This is a genomic window from Stenotrophomonas sp. PS02298, from assembly GCF_029959445.1.
In the GTDB taxonomy this organism is placed as follows: domain Bacteria; phylum Pseudomonadota; class Gammaproteobacteria; order Xanthomonadales; family Xanthomonadaceae; genus Stenotrophomonas.
The window spans coordinates 12,067-29,214 of the sequence record NZ_JASCOR010000044.1 but is presented as its reverse complement, the minus strand read 5'-3'; the positions used below and the strand labels follow the sequence as shown (position 1 = coordinate 29,214).

The window sequence follows — 17,148 nt, the reverse complement described above, 5'->3', positions numbered from 1 at the left end:
CCCCCCCCCCCCCCCAACCCACAAACCCCCCCGGGCTGCCCCCCCCGGGGCCCCCCACTACGGGGCCGCGTTGCTGCATACGCGCCAGTACAGACGGGCGGGCGCTTTCGCGCTTATTATTCCGGCCTTCGATTGAAGCAGCAGAAGACCGCGTGACTGATTCCCGACTCGCTTTCGTATTCCCCGGCCAGGGCTCGCAATCCATTGGGATGTTGGCCGAACTGGCTGAATTGCATCCGCAGATCCGTGAAACCTTCGCCGAGGCCTCCGAAGGCGCGGGTGTCGACCTGTGGGCGTTGTCGCAGGGCGGCCCGGAAGAGCAGCTCAATCGCACTGAATTCACCCAGCCGGCGCTGCTGGCCGCCAGCATCGCGGTGTGGCGCCTGTGGAATGCACAGGGCGGCGCACAGCCTGCCGTGCTGGCCGGCCACAGCCTTGGCGAATACACCGCGCTGGTCGCTGCTGGCGCGCTGACGCTGCACGACGGCGCACATCTGGTGCGCCTGCGTGGCCAGCTGATGCAGGACGCTGCCCCGACCGGCGTTGGCGCAATGGCCGCCGTACTCGGCGCCGAAGACGCGCTGGTGCTGGACGTTTGTGCCGAAGCCGCTGGCAGCCAGGTGGTGGTGCCGGCCAACTTCAATTCGCCCGGCCAGATCGTGATCGGCGGCGACGCTGCCGCGGTCGACCGCGCCCTCGCGCTGCTGGCCGAGAAGGGCGTGCGCAAGGCGGTGAAGCTGGCCGTCAGCGTGCCGTCGCACACGCCGCTGATGCGCGAAGCCGCCAATCGTCTGGCTGCGGTGATGAATGGTCTGGCGTGGCAGCAGCCGGCGTTGCCGGTGGTGCAGAACGTCGACGCACAGGTGCATGAGGGCGTGGACGCCATCCGTCAGGCGCTGGTGCAGCAGCTGTACCAGCCGGTGCAATGGACCGGCTGCGTGCAGGCGCTGGCTGCACGTGGTGTCAGCCGCGTGGCCGAATGCGGCCCGGGCAAGGTGCTGACCGGTCTGGTCAAGCGCATCGACAAGAACATCGAAGGGCGTCCGCTCGCCACCCCGGCAGACTTTGCCGGTGCGCTGGAAGAGTGGGCCAACTGAGCAAGCGATCGCTGCGCGGGCGCAGCCTGCGCACGGTCATGATGGGTGCTGCGCGTGCGCGGTGCCATGCATACAAGGAACAGATATGAGCAAGCCATTGCAGGGTGAAATCGCGCTGGTCACCGGCGCAAGCCGCGGTATCGGTGCTGCCATTGCCGACGAACTGGCCGCGCTGGGCGCGACCGTCATCGGCACCGCCACCACCGACAACGGCGCTGCCGCCATCGGCACGCGTCTGGCCGCAGTTGGCGGCCACGGCCGCGCACTGAACGTGACCGAGCCGGGCGCGGTGGATGCGCTGATCGACGCGGTGAGCAAGGAATTCGGTGCCATCAGCATCCTGGTCAACAATGCTGGCATCACCCGCGACAACTTGCTGATGCGCATGAAGGACGAGGACTGGCAGGCCATCCTCGACACCAACCTGACCAGCGTTTACCGCACCTCCAAGGCGGTGATGCGCGGCATGATGAAGGCGCGCAAGGGCCGCATCATCAACATCGCTTCCGTTATCGGCGTCATCGGCAATGCCGGCCAGGCCAACTATGCCGCTGCCAAGGCTGGCATCATTGCGTTCTCCAAGTCGCTGGCCAAGGAAATCGGCAGCCGCGGCGTGACCGTCAACGTGGTCGCACCGGGCTTCATCGACACGGACATGACCAAGGATCTGCCCGAGGACGCCAAGTCGGCGATGCTCGGCCAGGTCGCGTTGGGCCGCCTCGGCGAGCCCGCAGACATCGCCAAGGCGGTGGCGTTCCTGGCCGGTCCGTCGGCCAGTTACATCACCGGCGAAACCCTTCACGTGAACGGCGGTTTGTACATGCCGTAAGCGTGGTGTGCAGGGAATGCACCCAAGTGGTTGATTGTCGCGGCTTTTTTGTTCAGAAACACCGCCGCTACGGTTTCCACTACACTATCCCACGGCCAGCCCTGGGGGCTGGCGTCTTTTGAACCACTACTCCATCTGGAGCGATATCCTAATGAGCACCATCGAAGAACGCGTCAAGAAGATTGTTGTTGAGCAGCTTGGCGTCAAGGAAGAAGAAGTCACCACCAGCGCATCGTTCGTCGATGACCTGGGCGCAGACTCGCTGGACACCGTCGAGCTGGTGATGGCGCTGGAAGAAGAGTTCGAGTGCGAAATCCCGGACGAAGAAGCTGAGAAGATCGGCACCGTCCAGGCTGCCATCGACTACGTCAAGGCACACGTCAAGGCCTGATCCAGGTCTGACAAGGCGCGGTCGGCAAGCCTGTCTGCCGCGTTGCAAACCCATGGGGCCGCTGATGCGGCCCCGTGCTTTTAAGCTTGAATCTCCCCGCGTGCGGGGCCAGGAGAATCCGCAATGAGTCGTCGCGTAGTTGTTACCGGCATGGGCATGGTGTCGCCGCTGGGCAATGATCTGGCCAGCAGTTGGGAAGGCATCATCAACGGCCGTTCGGGCATCGGCCCGCTGACGAATGTTGCAGATAACTATCTGGAACGTTTCACCACCAAGATTGCAGGTGAGGTCAGGGATTTCGACATCACCGCCGACAACCCCTTGTTCGGCAAGTATCGGGTCAGTGGCAAGGATGCCAAGAAGATGGACCCGTTCATCCATTACGGCCTGGGTGCCGCCTTCATGGCGCTGCACGACTCCGGCCTGGAAATCACCGATGCCAACGCTGAGCGCATTGGCGCCATCGTCGGTGCCGGCATCGGCGGCCTGCTCGGCATCGAAGAGCAGACCATCGAGTTCCACGAAGGCAAGAAGATCTCGCCGTTCTACGTGCCCAAGACCATCATCAACATGTTGCCGGGCCAGCTGAGCATCATCGCCGGGCTGAAGGGTCCGTCGTTCTCGGCAGTGTCGGCCTGCGCCACGTCCAACCATTCCATCGGTACGGCGATGCGCATGATCCAGTACGGCGATGCCGACGTGATGGTCGCCGGTGGCGCCGAGCGTGGCTCCTCGCCGACCGCACTGGGCGGCTTCTGCGCGATGAAGGCCATGTCCACCCGCAACGACGACCCGACCAAGGCCTCGCGTCCGTGGGACCAGGGCCGTGACGGTTTCGTGCTGGGCGATGGTGCCGGCATCCTGATCCTGGAAGAGTACGAGCACGCCAAGGCGCGCGGCGCGAAGATCTACTGTGAGCTGGCCGGCTTCGGCGCAAGCTCCGACGCGTACCACATGACCGCACCGAGCGAGAACGGCGAAGGCGCCGCCCGCTGCATGGTCGCGGCGATGAAGGACGCAGGCGTCACCCCGGAGCAGGTGGGCTACCTCAACGCACACGGCACCTCCACGCCGCTGGGCGACCTGGGCGAGACCATGGCGATGAAGACCGCCTTCGGCGAGCACGCCTACAAGATGCTGGTCAGCTCGACCAAGTCGATGACCGGCCACCTGCTGGGTGCAGCGGGCGGCGTGGAAGCGATCTTCTCGGTGATGGCGTTGAACACCGGCGTCATCCCGCCGACGATCAACCTGGAAAACCCGAGCGAAGGCTGCGACCTGGACTACGTACCGAACGTGGCCCGCAAGGCCGACGTCGACGTGGTGATGTCGAACGGCTTTGGCTTCGGCGGAACCAACGGCACGCTGGTGTTCAAGCGGATTTAACGCGGTTTTGGAGCGATGCTTGAAGCTCCTGCCCGTTTTTTTTGCTTGAAGCTCCTGTTCGTCGCTTTGCTCGAAGCTGTTGCTTGAAGCTGTTGCTTGAAGCTTGTGCTTGTAGCTTGGCTTGAAGCTCCCGCTCGTCGCTTTGCTTGAAGCTGCTGCTTGTTGCTTGTTGCTTGTTGCTTGTTGCTTGTTGCTTGTTGCTTGAAGCTTTTGCGTGTCGCTTTTGCTTGAAGCTTCTGGCTGTTGCTTTGCTTGAAGCTTTGCTCAAAGCCCCTCTCCCGCAAGCGGGAGAGGGGTTGGGGTGAGGGCAGCTTTAAAGCTCCAAAAGCTTTAAGAGCTCCCCTCATCCGCCCTTCGGGCACCTTCTCCCGCAGGCGGGAGAAGGGAACAGCCTGCATTTCTGACATCTCGGGCCCACGATGCACATCCTCCCCCTGCACGCCGACACCGACCTGCTGGCGCTGCATCGGCTCGCACCGCATCGCTATCCGGTCCTGCTTGAATCCACCGCCGCCGGCAAGCTCGGCCAGTGGGACATGCTGCTGATCGCCAATGGCAGCCAGCTCCTGCTCAACCCCGACGGCAGCCTGCAACGCGAAGACGGCAGTGCAGTCGAAGGCGACTTCCTTTCCGCACTTGACCGCGACTGGCAATCCCTGCGCCAAGCCCGCAACCCGATGGAAGCGGACATCCCGTTCCGCGGCGGCTGGGCCTTGCTGCTCGATTACGAACTCGCACAGCAAGTCGAACCGATCCTGCAGCTGCCACAGCGCAGTGACGGCCTGCCAACCGCAATCGCACTGCGCTGCCCAGCAGCGGTACTGCGCGAGCGCGACAGCGGCCGCTGCATCGCCATCGCCGAAGACGACGCGGCAGACCTGCTCAGCCAGCTCCAGCACGATCAGACCGAAGCCGCACAGCTACCTGCCTTGCCGCACTGGAATGGCCCAACAACCATCAACGAAGACGCAGGCGAACGCTTCACCGATGGTGTGCACAAGGTCATCGATTACCTGCACGCCGGTGACGTCTTCCAGGTAAACCTGTCACGCCGCTGGCAAGCGCAGTTCGACGCGCAACTCGCGCCCGAAGCGCTGTACGCGCGCCTGCGCACCGCCAACCCCGCACCGTTCGCGGGCCTGTTCACCGCCGCCGGCCGCGCCGTGGTCAGTTCCTCGCCGGAGCGCCTGGTCTCGGTCAGCGGTGATGTAGTGCAGACCCGCCCGATTGCCGGCACCCGCCCGCGCTTCGCAGGCGACGACGATGCCGCCCGCATCCAGGAGCTGGTCGGCCATCCCAAGGAGCGCGCCGAGCACGTGATGCTGATCGACCTGGAGCGCAACGACCTGGGCCGCATCGCCGCGCCCGGCAGCGTTGAGGTCGATGAACTGATGATCGTGGAGAGCTACGCCCACGTGCACCACATCGTCAGCAACGTGCGCGCGCGCCTGCGCCCGGACGTGACCCCGGGCGAAGTGATTGCCGCCACGTTCCCCGGCGGCACCATCACCGGCTGCCCCAAGGTGCGTTGCATGGAGATCATCGCCGAGCTGGAACAGACCGCCCGTGGTGCCTATACCGGCGCCTTCGGCTGGCTGAACCGTGATGGCGACATGGACCTGAACATCCTGATCCGGACCGCGGAAGTGCAGGGCAGCACGGCCAGCTTCCGCACCGGCGCCGGCATCGTGGTGGATTCGGTGGCGGACAAGGAGCTGGACGAAACCCGGGCCAAGGCGCGCGGGCTGTTGCGTGCGCTCGATCCACAATGATGAACGCCGTTTTGGCTGGCCTTGCCGCCAGCGCGGTATCCTGCGCATCCACTATTTGAAGACGGGGTGACCATGGCGGGTGCCAAGCGCGGATGTCTGTTGGTGCTGGCGGTGTTGTTGCTGCTGGTCGCCTTGGCAGGCGCAGGTGCGGCCTGGTTGTGGCAGCGGCAGGGCAGCTTTGCCGATGCGCCGCTGACCCCGTCCGAGCAGAGCGTCAGTATTGCCTCAGGTGATTCGCTCAACAGCGTGCTGCGCAAGCTGCGCGCGGCCGGCGTCGACGAAGGCGACGACCTGCAATGGCAGCTGCTGGCCCGCCAGCTCGACGCCGCCGGCAAGCTGAAGATCGGCGAATACGCCCTCGACCCGGCACTCACGCCGCGCCAGCTGCTGCTGAACATGCGTCAGGGCAAGGTGCTGCAATACCGCGTCACCATCGTCGAAGGCTGGAACATCCGCCAGCTGCGTTCCGCCCTGGCGCGTGCACAGCCGCTGCAGCACGAAACCACCGACCTGTCCGACACCGAGCTGATGGCCAGGATTGGTTTTGCCGACCAGCACCCGGAAGGCCGCTTCCTGCCGGAAACCTACATCTACCAGCGTGGCGACAGCGATGTGGACGTGCTCAAGCGCGCCCACGCGGCGATGGAGAAGGAACTGGATGCTGCCTGGGCTGAGCGCAGCGATGATCTGCCGCTGAAGTCGCCCTACGAGCTGCTGATCCTGGCTTCCATCATCGAGAAGGAAACCGGCCTTGCCAGCGAGCGCCCGCAGATTGCCGGGGTGTTCGCGCGCCGCCTGAAGATGGGCATGCGCCTGCAGACCGACCCGACCGTGATCTACGGCATCGGCAGCGCCTACGACGGCAATATCCGCAAGGTGCACCTGACCACCGACACGCCGTACAACACCTATACGCGCGCCGGCCTCACGCCGACGCCGATCGCCATGCCCGGCCGCGACGCGCTGCATGCCGCCGCCAAGCCGGCACCGGGCGATGCGCTGTACTTCGTGGCCGTCGGCGATGGCAGTGGTGCGCACGTGTTCTCCGCGTCCTATACCGATCACAACAGCGCCGTGGCCGAGTACCTGAAGCGCCTGCGTGCCAAACGCAGCGAGGCCGCAGCGCAATGAGCGGCATGACCCGAATGACGTACAGGATGCCCCGATGAGCGAAGCACTGGCCCCGTGGCAGCAGCGCGTCTATGACCAGACCGTGGCTGCGCTGGACGTGGGCCGACTCGGCCACGGCTTGTTGCTGTGTGGCCCGGCCGGCATGGGCAAGCGTGCGGTGGCGATGCGGCTGGCCGCGCATGTGCTCAACCATGGCGAGGACGCGGCGGCACGCCAGCGCAACGCCCAGTTGATCGCCGCCGGCACCCATCCGGACCTGCAGTTCACCAGCTTCATCCCCAACAAGACCGGCGACAAGCTGCGCACCGAGATCGTCATCGAACAGGTGCGCGAGATCTCGCAGAAGCTGGCACTGACCCCGCATTACGGCGTGGCCCAGGTGGTCATCGTCGATCCGGCCGACGCCATCAACCGCGCCGCCTGCAATGCCTTGTTGAAGACGCTGGAAGAGCCGTCGCCGGGCCGCTACCTGTGGCTGCTCAGCGCTGACCCTGCGCGCCTACCACAGACCATCCGCAGTCGCTGCCAGCGCCTGGAGTTCCGCATGCCGCCGCGTGAGGAAGCCATGGCCTGGCTGCAGTCGCGTGGCTATACCGAAGGCGTGGCGCGTGAAGCACTGGACGCCACCCGTGGCCACCCGGCGTTGGCTGACCAATGGCTGCAAGGCGAGGGGATGGCCCTGCGCCGGCAGGTGGCCAGCGAGCTGGAGCAGCTGCTGGCCGGCAAGTTGGGCAGCGTCGAGCTGGCCCAGCGCTGGACCGGCGACGACAACGCCGACCTGCGCCTGCGGCATGCCGCCGACCTGGCACTGAAGAAAGCGGCCGACGGCTTGACCGATCCGGCCCGATTGAACAAGCTGGCCGCCTGGTTTGATGCCGCCAATCGCACCCGCGACCTGCTGCGCACCACCATCCGCGCCGACCTGGCCGTGGTGGAGCTGCTGCTGGCATGGGGCGCGGCCAACCAAGTGCAATCCAAGGGGACAAATCGATGAGTGCGACGAACGCCCGCCAGGGCATCCTTTCGCTGGCGGTAAAGGACAAGGCAGCGCTGTACGGCGCCTACATGCCGTTCGTGAAGAACGGTGGCGTCTTCGTGCCCACGCCCAAGCGCTACTTCCTCGGCGACGAGGTGTTCCTGCTGCTGACCCTGCCGGACTCCAGTGAGCGCCTGCCGGTGGCCGGCAAGGTGGTCTGGGTCACCCCGCTGGGCGCACAGGGCAACCGCCAGGCCGGCATCGGCGTGCAGCTCGCCGACGGCGCCGACGGCGAGGCCATCCGCAACAAGATCGAGACCCTGCTGGCCGGCACATCCAGCTCGGACAAGCCCACGCAGACGATGTGAAATCGTGTGAAGAAAGATGTTGACGTGCTCGCTCAGCCCCCTATAATGAGCGGCTCGCAACACGGGCGGTTAGCTCAGCGGTAGAGCATTGCCTTCACACGGCAAGGGTCACAGGTTCGATCCCTGTACCGCCCACCATCAAAATTTGAGTGTTGCAGAAGAACCGGCGAAAGCCGGTTTTTTGTTGTCCTGCAAAGTTCCTGCAAAAAGAACGCCGGCTCTTCGGCGGTTGATGCCGAGATCATTCCAGCGCGCGGACAGGCCTTGTGTCCGTGTAGTAGGCTCGGTCCGAAATTCGCCAAGGCACTCATGGATGAAAAGCACGACGACAATTCGTAGTGAACATGGTGAACATAACGGCCGATCCTACGAAGTTCGCGTGCTGGATTGGGATGGAGCCGCGTTCACGGTCGACGTACTCGTGGACGGTCTGCCTCCCAAGGAGGACAGCGACCACAGTTGGCCTACGTACGATGAGGCAGTGCGTCGTGGGCACGAACTTGCCAGATCAATGATCGGCTACTGATCGTAGACATCGCACTGCCAAATGGTGATGCAGCTTATGGACAGCCAACGGACTCATAATCCAGTCCAGTAGGCTTTCCGCCAGTTGTCAATAAATAGAAAATCCCCTTATTTCAGGGGCTTTTGTGCATCTGGAGCAAGCCCTGTGGTTCCTGCTTTGCCAGTGTAACGCCGGGTTTTTCCGGCATGGTTACACAGGAGTTACACGGAGTAGGTGCCCTTTGGGGTACGCTGAATTTTTCTAGCAGCCAATCAAGCCTAGTTTCCGGGACTCCGCGCCAGCTATCATCCTCAAAGGACGTCTAGGAAGTTGGGCGGGGGGGCCATGGATCCGGAAGTTCAGAAAGAACAGTTCCAGCGAGCGTTCGTGGGGGCATTGGCTGCTCATGCGGGGCTTAACTCTGGGCAAGACGTGGTAGATGACGACAGTGTTGATCTTCGATTGAAAGCTCGAGGAATTGTGGGAGGAAAGATCCGCAATCCGCAGATCGAATTTCAGCTCAAGTGCACGTTCAGGGATCTGGTCACGGGTGACTCGCTTGCGTTCCCGCTAGGGATCAAGAACTACGATGATCTACGTGCAGAAGATTTGCTGTCCCCTCGCTATCTGGCCGTCTTGGTCGTTCCTCGAGACACAGGCAAGTGGCTAGATCATTCTGGCGATTGCATGACGTTGTCTCATGAGTGCTATTGGATGTCGCTAAGGGGTTATCCGAAGAGCCCCAATACGACGTCTGTAACGGTTCATGTGCCGCTCAAGAATCGGCTGCGAACGTCCACTCTAGAGGACATGATTAAAGCGGCCTCCAGGAGCGAATCTCTATGAGCCAGTCGCAAACCGACAAGCTAGGCTTCGGGGCGGATGAGTTGGCTACATATCTGACTCAGAAGGGATGGGTCAAGGATATGGTTCTGGATGGTCGCGCTTCCATTTGGCACCGGGTCGATGATTCGCTTGCTGAGATCAGCGTTCCGTCTTTCACCCTGCGTGACTACTACGCACGGATGCTGGATGCTTTGTTTGATCTCCAAGAGTTCGAGGGGCGTGATCGCGAGAGCATTCGAAGGGATATCGTAAACGCGGGTGCGGGCTTGCTGACGGTTCGGGTGAAAGGGGAAGATACCTCGGAAGGGCTGATACCCCTGCGGGATGGAATTGTCTTAATACAAAAGGCAAAAGACCTACTGGTGGCAGCAGCTATGTCACTGACTGCGAAGAAGAGACACTTCCAAGGCAGGTTGGCTGACGAGATGCGTGAGTACATCGACTCCGTGCAACTGGGGCAGACCGAGTTTGGTAGTTATGTAATCAACGTCGTCGCGCCAGCCAAGGAGTTCGATCTTTCAGAAGTAGCCAGTGATGAAGGTATCGCAAGCGTGCTCTTTCAGAACTTGGTCGCGGGAGTGGAGGCGCTGCATACGGCTACAGGGGCATCTCAAGGAGAGGTTTCGCGTAATGCGATTCTGCTGGAGCAGGCTGTGAAAGCTGGTGCCAGCATAAATATGTGTGATTCCTTACTTGGATTTAGCGGGCAATCAAGGTCTCGTAGCTTTGAGTTGTCGCTGTCTGTGCCACAGGGAGGGCTTTTCCCTAGGCGGACATGTTCTTTCTCATTTGAACAAGATCGGATTGCCGGGCTTCAGGCTGCGATCGAATACTTCAGGGACGATTATGTGTTGAGAAATCGAGTCGTTGAAGGTTTTGTGAAGCACCTTTCGCGTCCTACTCAGGACGAGCATGGAAAGATCACTTTGGAGGCGTTTGTTGAAGGTGTAGAGCGATCTGTAAATATCGAATTGGGACCCCATGATTACCATCTTGGCATCTCAGCTCATGACAACAAGCGCATGGTTCGCTGCTCCGGTGACCTCCATGTAAAACCAAGAGGATCTGTGCTGCTGAATCCATCAAATTTCGGATTCGTCAATCCCGACGAAGCACTTCTTTAAACGGCGCACCACAGTTCGCCATGTTGCCCCCTGCTTGATGTGGGCGGGTCGGCCCGGGCTGATGATCGGCGACTTGGCCTGCCTCTGGTGTGCCAACAGTGCGTCGTCTTCATCGTAGCTCTTGATGCGGATCTCGCCGCCATCTGGTGCGTCCAGCACCGTGGTGCCGTTGTCGAATACGAACGCGGTCTTGGCCCGCCCAAAGCCTGCCGGCCTGGTCAGCATGATGCCGTCAGTTGGCGAGGGCAGGACAGGGGCTCAGCCTGCGTTGAGCAGCATCACCAAGCGGCGAAAGCCAGCGGTGGAAATCTGATGATCCTGCACTCATCCTCCGGGTTGCTCAATGAATGGTCCCGGCTTGCTGGACTGGGTTCGGGGTAGGCGCGCGCCGAGTTCGGGGCGAAGGATGGGGCGAATCGGAGGGGGGCGTGAAGTGCGCACTAACCAAACATCGCGTTCATACGGCCGATGCACTCATCGATAGATTTCAAGCAATTTCGAAGAATGGGCATCGGAGCATCTGGCTCAGGAAAGACCTCGTAGATGCCTCTCTCCAAGTCCTCGATAACGCCATCATTGGTTTGGTGCTCATAGAATTCCCAGTCAGAAAGCGCAGAGAGCGCGGATTCTGCATAAGCGATTGCATTGAGGGCCAGCTCACCTGTGTCGGCAGCCTTCACAACTTTTGGGGACCAGCTTCGCAGCTCGTCCACTGCGGACTGAAGGTCATTGCATGGGACCTCGCTGTAGTACTCGAATTGTTCATCCACGATATCCGAAATCATGCCTTGCACCTCACTCCTGAAGCGACGCGCAACGGGCAAAAGTTCAGCAGCGATGGCTTTGGTTTCAAGTCTGTCGCGTTCGTCGCGTTCAGTTCGGATGCGCTGATCCTGCGCCATCCGTTCGGAGCGTTCTTTGGCGTAGACCTGATGCGGTACCGCAATAGCAATACCGATAGCGATGATCGTGCCGAAGGCTTGAACCCACGCAGAGATATCAAGATCTTTAATTTGAGGGGAAGATGCCCAACGGTAGAACAAGCCCCAGGCCAGAAGCACGCCAAAGCCGGTGCACAGCGTGCTGATGATGAACAAATCTCGTGCGGTAATCGGTTCCTTCATGGATCGTGCCACTCCCCTGTTGATGTCGGCTGAAGTTTAGGCCGCAGCCTCGTGGAAAAGTGGGCTACATGCCCGGCGCTTGGCCACACTGCCTCAGGGGTATGTGACTTCTGGTGTTGGCCGGGGGGGCTGTCAGCTGCCTGCGCTGCGAGGAACCGAATCTGCGCCCACCCGCTACAGAGAACAGGGGTCAGTACAGAGAACAGGGGGCAGAGTCAGGTTTTTGCTAGCGGAGGCTCTTGTATTGAGGTCTGATGGCGACTTGTTTCATTCTGGGATGTGCATTTGTGAAGACTCCTGGCCAACTGATGGCCGCCTCAATCAAGAAGATCCTGCTGCCAGAGATCCGCCGGCTCGGCTTCGGCGTCAGCGGCGTAGCAAACTTCGTCCGCACCAGTGAAGCTCACCGCGACTTCTTATCGATCCAGTACTGGACGTATGGCGGTAGCTTCATCCTGGAGTTCAGTCGCGTTCCGGCGACTTGGGTTGACCCTGATTCGGGAGAAGCGCCGAAACGGGTGTTCGAGACGGACCCGCTGCTCAGGAAGCGCTTGATCGATACGGAACAGCACAAGGACTTCCGCGGTTTCTCGTTCAAGGGGTTCGGCAGCGAGCAGAACCAATACGACCAGTTGGCGGCTTCGGTTGTGGCGTTGTTGCCGCAGGTTGAGGCTTGGTTGGAGAGCGGGATTGAAGGGCCGAATATTCACTGAAATACGGCCGCGCCACTATGTTCCGGTGGCGGGCTGTGCGGCTTGAAATCTATTGGCTGCGTCAGGTCGTTGTGTAGCCTGGGTAAGCGCAGCGCACCCGGGAGGTTGGGTCTCTTGGTGTTTCAGGTTGCTCGCGGACGGCCCCGGGTGCGCTTCGCTTACCCGGGCTACGTTGATGCCTGACTGCGGCGGTTATCTGACTGTCTGCTTCGCTGGCTCGTCTAAATGAACAGCATTGTCCTTCAACCGGCTTTTTAATTGTTTCACTCCGCTTTCCGCGCCCGGCAGGCTATCTTTGCCGCGGGTCGCTGGCGGCCCATTCAGTTCGCGGTGGTCCCGGCTGGGCGCGGTGCGCTTGCGGGGCCGTTGGGTCTTTCAGGAGAGTGAAGTGGTGAATGTAGGGAAGCGGCGTCTGGGCAGTGTTGTGCGTGGCGTCGGTCGGGTCCTGTTGGCGTTCCTGTGTCTGTGCATCGGTATCTGGGGCGGGTTTGCGCTGTGGTACCAGTTCCCCGGCAATGTGGTGGCCAAGGTCGTGGCGATCCTGGTGTGGTGCGTGCCCAGCATCTGGGCGATCCGCGCGGGCTTCGGGCCGGTGCGGCGCTGGCATTCGCTGGCGGTGTTCGGTGCCTTGTTCGCGGTGATGCTGATCTGGTGGGCGACGATCGACCCGCGGCAGGACCGGGCCTGGGCCGATGACGTGGCACAGCCGCTGCATGCGCGCATCGAGGGTGACCGCCTGATCATCGACAACGTGCGCAACTTCCATTGGCGTACCGAAACCGACTACGACGTGCGCTGGGAAGCGCGCGAGTACGATCTGTCGCAGGTACAGTCGGTGGACATGATCCTGTCCTACTGGATGGGGCCAGCCATCGCCCACACGCTGGTGTCGTTCGGCTTTGCCGATGGCCGCCAGCTGGTGTTCTCGCTGGAGATCCGCAAGGAGCAGGGCGAGTCGTTCTCAGCGCTGGGTGGGTTCTTCCGCAAGTTCGAGGCGGTGCTGGTGGCCTCGGATGAGCGCGACATCGTGCTGACGCGCAGCAATGTGCGCGGCGAGGATGTCTATCTGTACCGCTTGCATGGGCTGAGCCCGGACAAGATGCGCGATCTGCTGCGTTTCTACGTGGACCGCGCGCAGCAGCTGGAGCAGGAACCGCGCTTCTACAACACGCTGACCAGCAACTGCACCACCGTGGTGTTCGAGCTGATGCGCCGCATCCAGCCCAACCTGCCGCTGGACTACCGGCTGCTGGCCTCCGGCTATCTGGCCGAGTACGCCGCCGACGTCGGTGGGCTGACCCCGGGCGTGCCGCTGGCGACTCTGCAACAATCGGGGCGTATAACGCTGCGTGCACGCGAAGCGGGCGATGTGGCTGATTTCTCTTCCCGGATACGCGCTGGCGTACCTGGCATTCCCGCACCAGGAACCAACCCATGACCCACACCCCGCAGACATGGATACGCCGGTTGTTGCCGGTGGTCGCGGTACTGGCGCTGCTGCTCTCCAGCGGCTGCGCCATGGTGAAGATGAAAGCGGTGAGCAACACCGACTATGTGATGCTCAAGCGTGGCGACATCCTCAGCACCGGCAAGCTCAGCGCCTTGTCGCAGGAGTCGCTGTCGGTCATTGGTTTGACCGAAAGTGATTGCAGCAAGGACCTGATCACCTGCCGGCAGACGGTGGCCACCAATGATGGCCTGCAGTCCGAGCAGCGCCTTTCCACATTGGCCGAGCTGTGGATGCAGGAAGCCTTGGCGCTCACCCCCAAGGCGAAGGGCAACGAGCCCATCGAGCTGCCGCCGGCGGCGCTGGATGCCTGGCTGGAAACCGCACGCTATTCCTATCTGTACCTGTTCTTCAGCGGTCGCAGCCCAGCCGAGCGCGCTTTGGAAGACCGGCTTACCCAGGTGCGGGATTACTACAACTACGCGACCGAGCAGGCCGCGTCGGTGGTGTTCCAGCGCACCCGTGCGCGGGCCTTGGAAGGCGAGGACATCAACCTGCCGGTGCGGGTGGACGAGTGGACCATCAGTGCGAAGTTCGACCAGCTCAAGCTCGAAGGCGTGCCTAGGCAGCTGGTGGCCGCGTCCTCGGTGAGTTTTGCCGGTTTGCGCAGTTCCTACCGTCGCGACGGTTTTGGCGCCGAGCTGGTGGCGATGATGGAAGCGCCAGCACTGGCGCAGGCGATTGAAGTTGAAGAGCGCAAGCAGGACCTGCCGGTCTACAGCGAGATGCCTGCGGTCAACGTGACCGCCGTGCTGAACTTCAGCGGCAATACGCTGGAAGAAATACTGGCAACCCGGCAGGTGCAGTTGGAGGCCTATTCGCCCGACCTCAGCAGCATCCAGATGCGCGGTCAAGAAGTGCCGCTGGCGGCCAACTTCACCGCTGCCTATGGCCTGTGGCTGGCCCAGTCCGGCTTCGCCACCGAGTCACTGCGCACCTTGTTTGGCCGTGGCGAGGGCATCCGCGAGCCGCATATCTACCTGATGCAGCCCTACGATCCGAACAAGCGCATCATCTTCATGCTGCACGGCCTGGCCAGTAGCCCGGAAGCGTGGGTGAACCTGGCCAACGAGATCATGGGCGACGAGGAAATGCGCGAGCATTACCAGGTGTGGTCGGTGTACTACCCGACCAACGCGCCGATTGCCTTGAACCGTTACACCATCAGCAAGGCCTTCAACAGCACGCTGCATCACTTCGATCCGAAGGGCACGGCGCCGGCATCGCATGACATGGTCTTCATCGGCCACAGCATGGGCGGCGTGATCGCACGCTTGATGCTCAGTGACTCGGGCGATGTGCTGTGGGAGAACACCCGCCAGCGCTACAACCTGCAGGGCGAGCGGCTGGCGCGGGTGGAAGCCAAGCTTGGGCCGGTGCTGCACTTCACCCCGCAGCCGAACGTGGAGCGGGCAATTTTCCTCGCTTCACCGCACAAGGGCACGGATGCGGCCGGCAACCGGCTCGGTCGTTTGATCGGCAGGCTGGTGCGCTTGCCGCTGACGATTCTTGGTGCCTTCGGCGATGCCTTCATGGCGCTGCAGGACCCGGGGGAAACCGATGGCAAGAAGCCCAAGGAACCGGTGATCACCAACAGCATCGAGAACCTGAAGGCCAGTGATCCCTTCATCGAGGCGTCCTCGGCGCTGCCGATCCAGCCGGGCCTGAAGTACCACTCCATCATCGCCAAGCGCAAAGCCGAGGTGCCGACTGCGCAGTCCGACGATGGGCTGGTGCCGTATTGGAGCGCGCATCTGGATGGCGCGTTGTCGGAAAAGGTGATCGTGTCCGGCCACAGCGTGCAGGAAACGCCGGAAGCGGTGCTGGAAGTGCGCCGCATCCTGCGCCAGGACCTGCTGGAAGTGGAAGGCGTGGATGCCGCGCACTGAGCCTGTGCCGGGCTGCGTGTAGCCCGGGCAAAGGATCAAGCCGGAGATCCTCGCGCAGAGCTGCGACGCAGGAGATTGCTGAGCTGCGTGATCGAGCGCTGCTCAGCCGATGCGGCGACCAACCACGGTTGCCAATCCGGCCAACAGCAGCGTCACCGCAAAGCACAGCAGATAACCACTGGTTTCATTGCCGCCAACGGTTGCGGCAAACAGCGAGCCGGAGATCGCCAGCGTCGAGGCGACGGCAATGCCTTCACTCAGCTGCAAGGCCGAGCTGTTGGCACCTTGCTCGTGCGGTGCTGACAGCGACAAGGTCAGCACCGACAAGCTGGGATAGATCAGGCCCATGCCCAGGCCGGTAAGCGCCCAGCCGGCGAGCGCCAGCATCAAGGGCACGCCCGGATACAGCGTGAGCACGGTGATCAGCAGGCCGGCCAGCATCAACCAGGTACCGGCCTGCAGCATGTGCGTGCGGCGCCAGCCGAAGTGCTGGTGGCCTTGCATCCATGAGCCAGAGAACCAGCCCAGCGCACCCAGGCTGAGCGCTGCGCCGGCCCAAAGCGGCGACAGGTCGCGCTCGCGCTGCAGCAGCAGCGGCAGGAAGGCTTCGGCGCCAAAGAAGGCCGAGGCGGCAATGCCACGCAAGGCAATCACGCTGGGCAGGCCGCGGCGCAGCAGCAAGCTGCCGCTGGGCAGCAGGTGACGGGCGCAGAAGATCAGTGCAATCACTGCCACCGTCATCACCGCCAGCGCCTGCACGCCTTGTAGCTGTCCGCCGACGTACAGCAACAGTGCGGCCAGCGCGGTGCCTATCGCCCAGCGCACCACTGGCCGCTGCTCGACGTCGCTACGGATGCTGGTTTGGGTACTGCGCAGTGCCGGCAACAGCAGCCAGGCCGCCGGCAAGGCCAACACCGGCACGATCAGGAAGACCCAGCGCCAGCTCAGGTGCTGCACGATCAGCCCGCTCAGGCCGGGACCGATCAGCGAGGGTACGACCCAGCCGGCGGAGAAGGCTGCGAACACTTTCGGCCGCAGCGCTTCCGGATAGGTGCGCGCCACCAGCACATACAGCGACACCGAGATCGCGCCGATGCCGACGCCCTGCAACAGGCGGCCGACGATCAACACGTCCATGCGCGGTGCCAAACCGGCCAGCAGCAGGCCAATCAGGAAGCTGCCCAAGCCCAGCCATAAGGGTCGCGCCGGGCCCTGCTGGTCGCACATGCGGCCGGCCAGGGTCATGCCGATCACGCTGGTGGCCAGTGCACCGCCGAAGGCCAGCGCGTACAGGCGTAGCCCGTCCAGAGCCTCGGCCACACTGGGCATGGCGGCCGCCACGGCCAGCGCTTCGAAGGCGATCAGCGAGATCAGCGCGACCATGCCGAAGGTGGTAGCACGGTACTGCGGGGCGAGGATGGAGGTGCTGGCCGGTGGGGCCGAGGCGATGCTTTGGGAACTCATGATGCGACGCTGCTGCTTGAGTTGCG

Annotated in this window: 17 protein-coding genes and 1 tRNA gene; 14 read left to right on the top strand and 4 right to left on the bottom strand. The window is 62.5% G+C overall.

From position 1 onward, the window contains the following. Window positions 1-152 precede the first annotated feature (152 nt). The 4 genes from fabD to fabF all read left to right on the top strand — a co-directional run bounded on the left by fabD (window position 153) and on the right by fabF (window position 3,703). The gene (fabD, locus tag QMX78_RS08890) at window positions 153-1,097 is read left to right on the top strand and encodes an ACP S-malonyltransferase (protein WP_282268553.1); all 945 of its coding nucleotides are present in this window, start codon (window positions 153-155) and stop codon (window positions 1,095-1,097) included. A gap of 85 nt (window positions 1,098-1,182) precedes the next feature. Beyond that, window positions 1,183-1,926 carry a 3-oxoacyl-ACP reductase FabG gene (gene fabG, locus QMX78_RS08885; protein ID WP_282268552.1) on the top strand — a complete coding sequence of 248 codons (744 nt, stop codon included), beginning with the start codon at window positions 1,183-1,185 and terminating at the stop codon, window positions 1,924-1,926. A gap of 151 nt (window positions 1,927-2,077) precedes the next feature. Then, a complete protein-coding gene (acpP, locus tag QMX78_RS08880) occupies window positions 2,078-2,317 on the top strand; it encodes an acyl carrier protein (RefSeq protein ID WP_054659808.1) in 240 nt (79 codons plus the stop codon). Window positions 2,318-2,440: 123 nt separating this feature from the next. Beyond that, on the top strand, window positions 2,441-3,703 hold the full coding sequence (gene fabF / locus QMX78_RS08875; protein ID WP_282268546.1) for a beta-ketoacyl-ACP synthase II: 1,263 nt from the start codon (window positions 2,441-2,443) through the stop codon (window positions 3,701-3,703). Here the strand turns inward: fabF and QMX78_RS08870 are convergent. Further along, window positions 3,700-4,101, bottom strand: coding sequence for a hypothetical protein (locus QMX78_RS08870; RefSeq protein ID WP_282268544.1), 402 nt, complete (start codon window positions 4,099-4,101; stop codon window positions 3,700-3,702). The two genes, fabF and QMX78_RS08870, sit on opposite strands and share 4 nt — an antisense overlap. A gap of 21 nt (window positions 4,102-4,122) precedes the next feature. Here QMX78_RS08870 and QMX78_RS08865 point away from each other — a divergent pair, with 21 nt between their 5' ends. From QMX78_RS08865 to QMX78_RS08835, 7 genes are all read left to right on the top strand, one after another. Then, window positions 4,123-5,475: an aminodeoxychorismate synthase component I gene (locus QMX78_RS08865; RefSeq protein WP_282268543.1), complete on the top strand. Its 1,353-nt coding sequence runs from the start codon at window positions 4,123-4,125 to the stop codon at window positions 5,473-5,475. Window positions 5,476-5,547: 72 nt separating this feature from the next. Beyond that, window positions 5,548-6,606: an endolytic transglycosylase MltG gene (mltG, locus tag QMX78_RS08860; protein ID WP_282268541.1), complete on the top strand. Its 1,059-nt coding sequence runs from the start codon at window positions 5,548-5,550 to the stop codon at window positions 6,604-6,606. Between the two features lie 34 nt (window positions 6,607-6,640). Further along, the gene (locus tag QMX78_RS08855) at window positions 6,641-7,600 is read left to right on the top strand and encodes a DNA polymerase III subunit delta' (RefSeq protein WP_282268539.1); all 960 of its coding nucleotides are present in this window, start codon (window positions 6,641-6,643) and stop codon (window positions 7,598-7,600) included. Further along, the gene (locus QMX78_RS08850; RefSeq protein ID WP_282268537.1) at window positions 7,597-7,950 is read left to right on the top strand and encodes a PilZ domain-containing protein; all 354 of its coding nucleotides are present in this window, start codon (window positions 7,597-7,599) and stop codon (window positions 7,948-7,950) included. The genes QMX78_RS08855 and QMX78_RS08850 overlap by 4 nt, the downstream gene beginning before the upstream one ends. A gap of 63 nt (window positions 7,951-8,013) precedes the next feature. Further along, a tRNA-Val gene (locus tag QMX78_RS08845) sits at window positions 8,014-8,088 on the top strand. A 712-nt stretch (window positions 8,089-8,800) separates the two neighbouring features. Next, entirely contained in the window at window positions 8,801-9,301 is a 501-nt protein-coding gene (locus tag QMX78_RS08840; protein WP_282268535.1) for a DUF4365 domain-containing protein, read from the top strand. Next, window positions 9,298-10,425 (top strand): hypothetical protein, encoded by a 1,128-nt coding sequence (locus tag QMX78_RS08835; protein ID WP_282268533.1) that lies wholly within the window; start codon window positions 9,298-9,300, stop codon window positions 10,423-10,425. The genes QMX78_RS08840 and QMX78_RS08835 overlap by 4 nt, the downstream gene beginning before the upstream one ends. On the opposite strand, the gene QMX78_RS08830 is transcribed toward QMX78_RS08835, so the two are convergent. Together QMX78_RS08830 and QMX78_RS08825 are read right to left on the bottom strand one after the other, a co-directional pair. Continuing rightward, entirely contained in the window at window positions 10,384-10,650 is a 267-nt protein-coding gene (locus QMX78_RS08830) for a hypothetical protein (protein WP_282268530.1), read from the bottom strand. The two genes, QMX78_RS08835 and QMX78_RS08830, sit on opposite strands and share 42 nt — an antisense overlap. Window positions 10,651-10,865: 215 nt before the next feature. Beyond that, window positions 10,866-11,549, bottom strand: a complete 684-nt coding sequence (locus QMX78_RS08825) for a hypothetical protein (RefSeq protein ID WP_282268528.1) — start codon at window positions 11,547-11,549, stop codon at window positions 10,866-10,868. A 308-nt stretch (window positions 11,550-11,857) separates the two neighbouring features. Between QMX78_RS08825 and QMX78_RS08820 the strand changes: the two genes are divergently transcribed. From QMX78_RS08820 to QMX78_RS08810, 3 genes are all read left to right on the top strand, one after another. Then, complete coding sequence (locus QMX78_RS08820; RefSeq protein ID WP_282268526.1) at window positions 11,858-12,262, top strand: hypothetical protein; 405 nt, start codon at window positions 11,858-11,860, stop codon at window positions 12,260-12,262. Between the two features lie 463 nt (window positions 12,263-12,725). After that, window positions 12,726-13,700: a DUF4105 domain-containing protein gene (locus tag QMX78_RS08815; protein ID WP_282268554.1), complete on the top strand. Its 975-nt coding sequence runs from the start codon at window positions 12,726-12,728 to the stop codon at window positions 13,698-13,700. Continuing rightward, a complete protein-coding gene (locus QMX78_RS08810; RefSeq protein WP_282268524.1) occupies window positions 13,697-15,658 on the top strand; it encodes an alpha/beta hydrolase in 1,962 nt (653 codons plus the stop codon). Before QMX78_RS08815 ends, QMX78_RS08810 begins: the two co-directional genes overlap by 4 nt. Before the next feature lie 102 nt (window positions 15,659-15,760). Here QMX78_RS08810 and QMX78_RS08805 read toward each other — a convergent pair whose 3' ends face one another. Next, window positions 15,761-17,122: an MFS transporter gene (locus QMX78_RS08805; protein WP_282268520.1), complete on the bottom strand. Its 1,362-nt coding sequence runs from the start codon at window positions 17,120-17,122 to the stop codon at window positions 15,761-15,763. Window positions 17,123-17,148 lie beyond the last annotated feature (26 nt).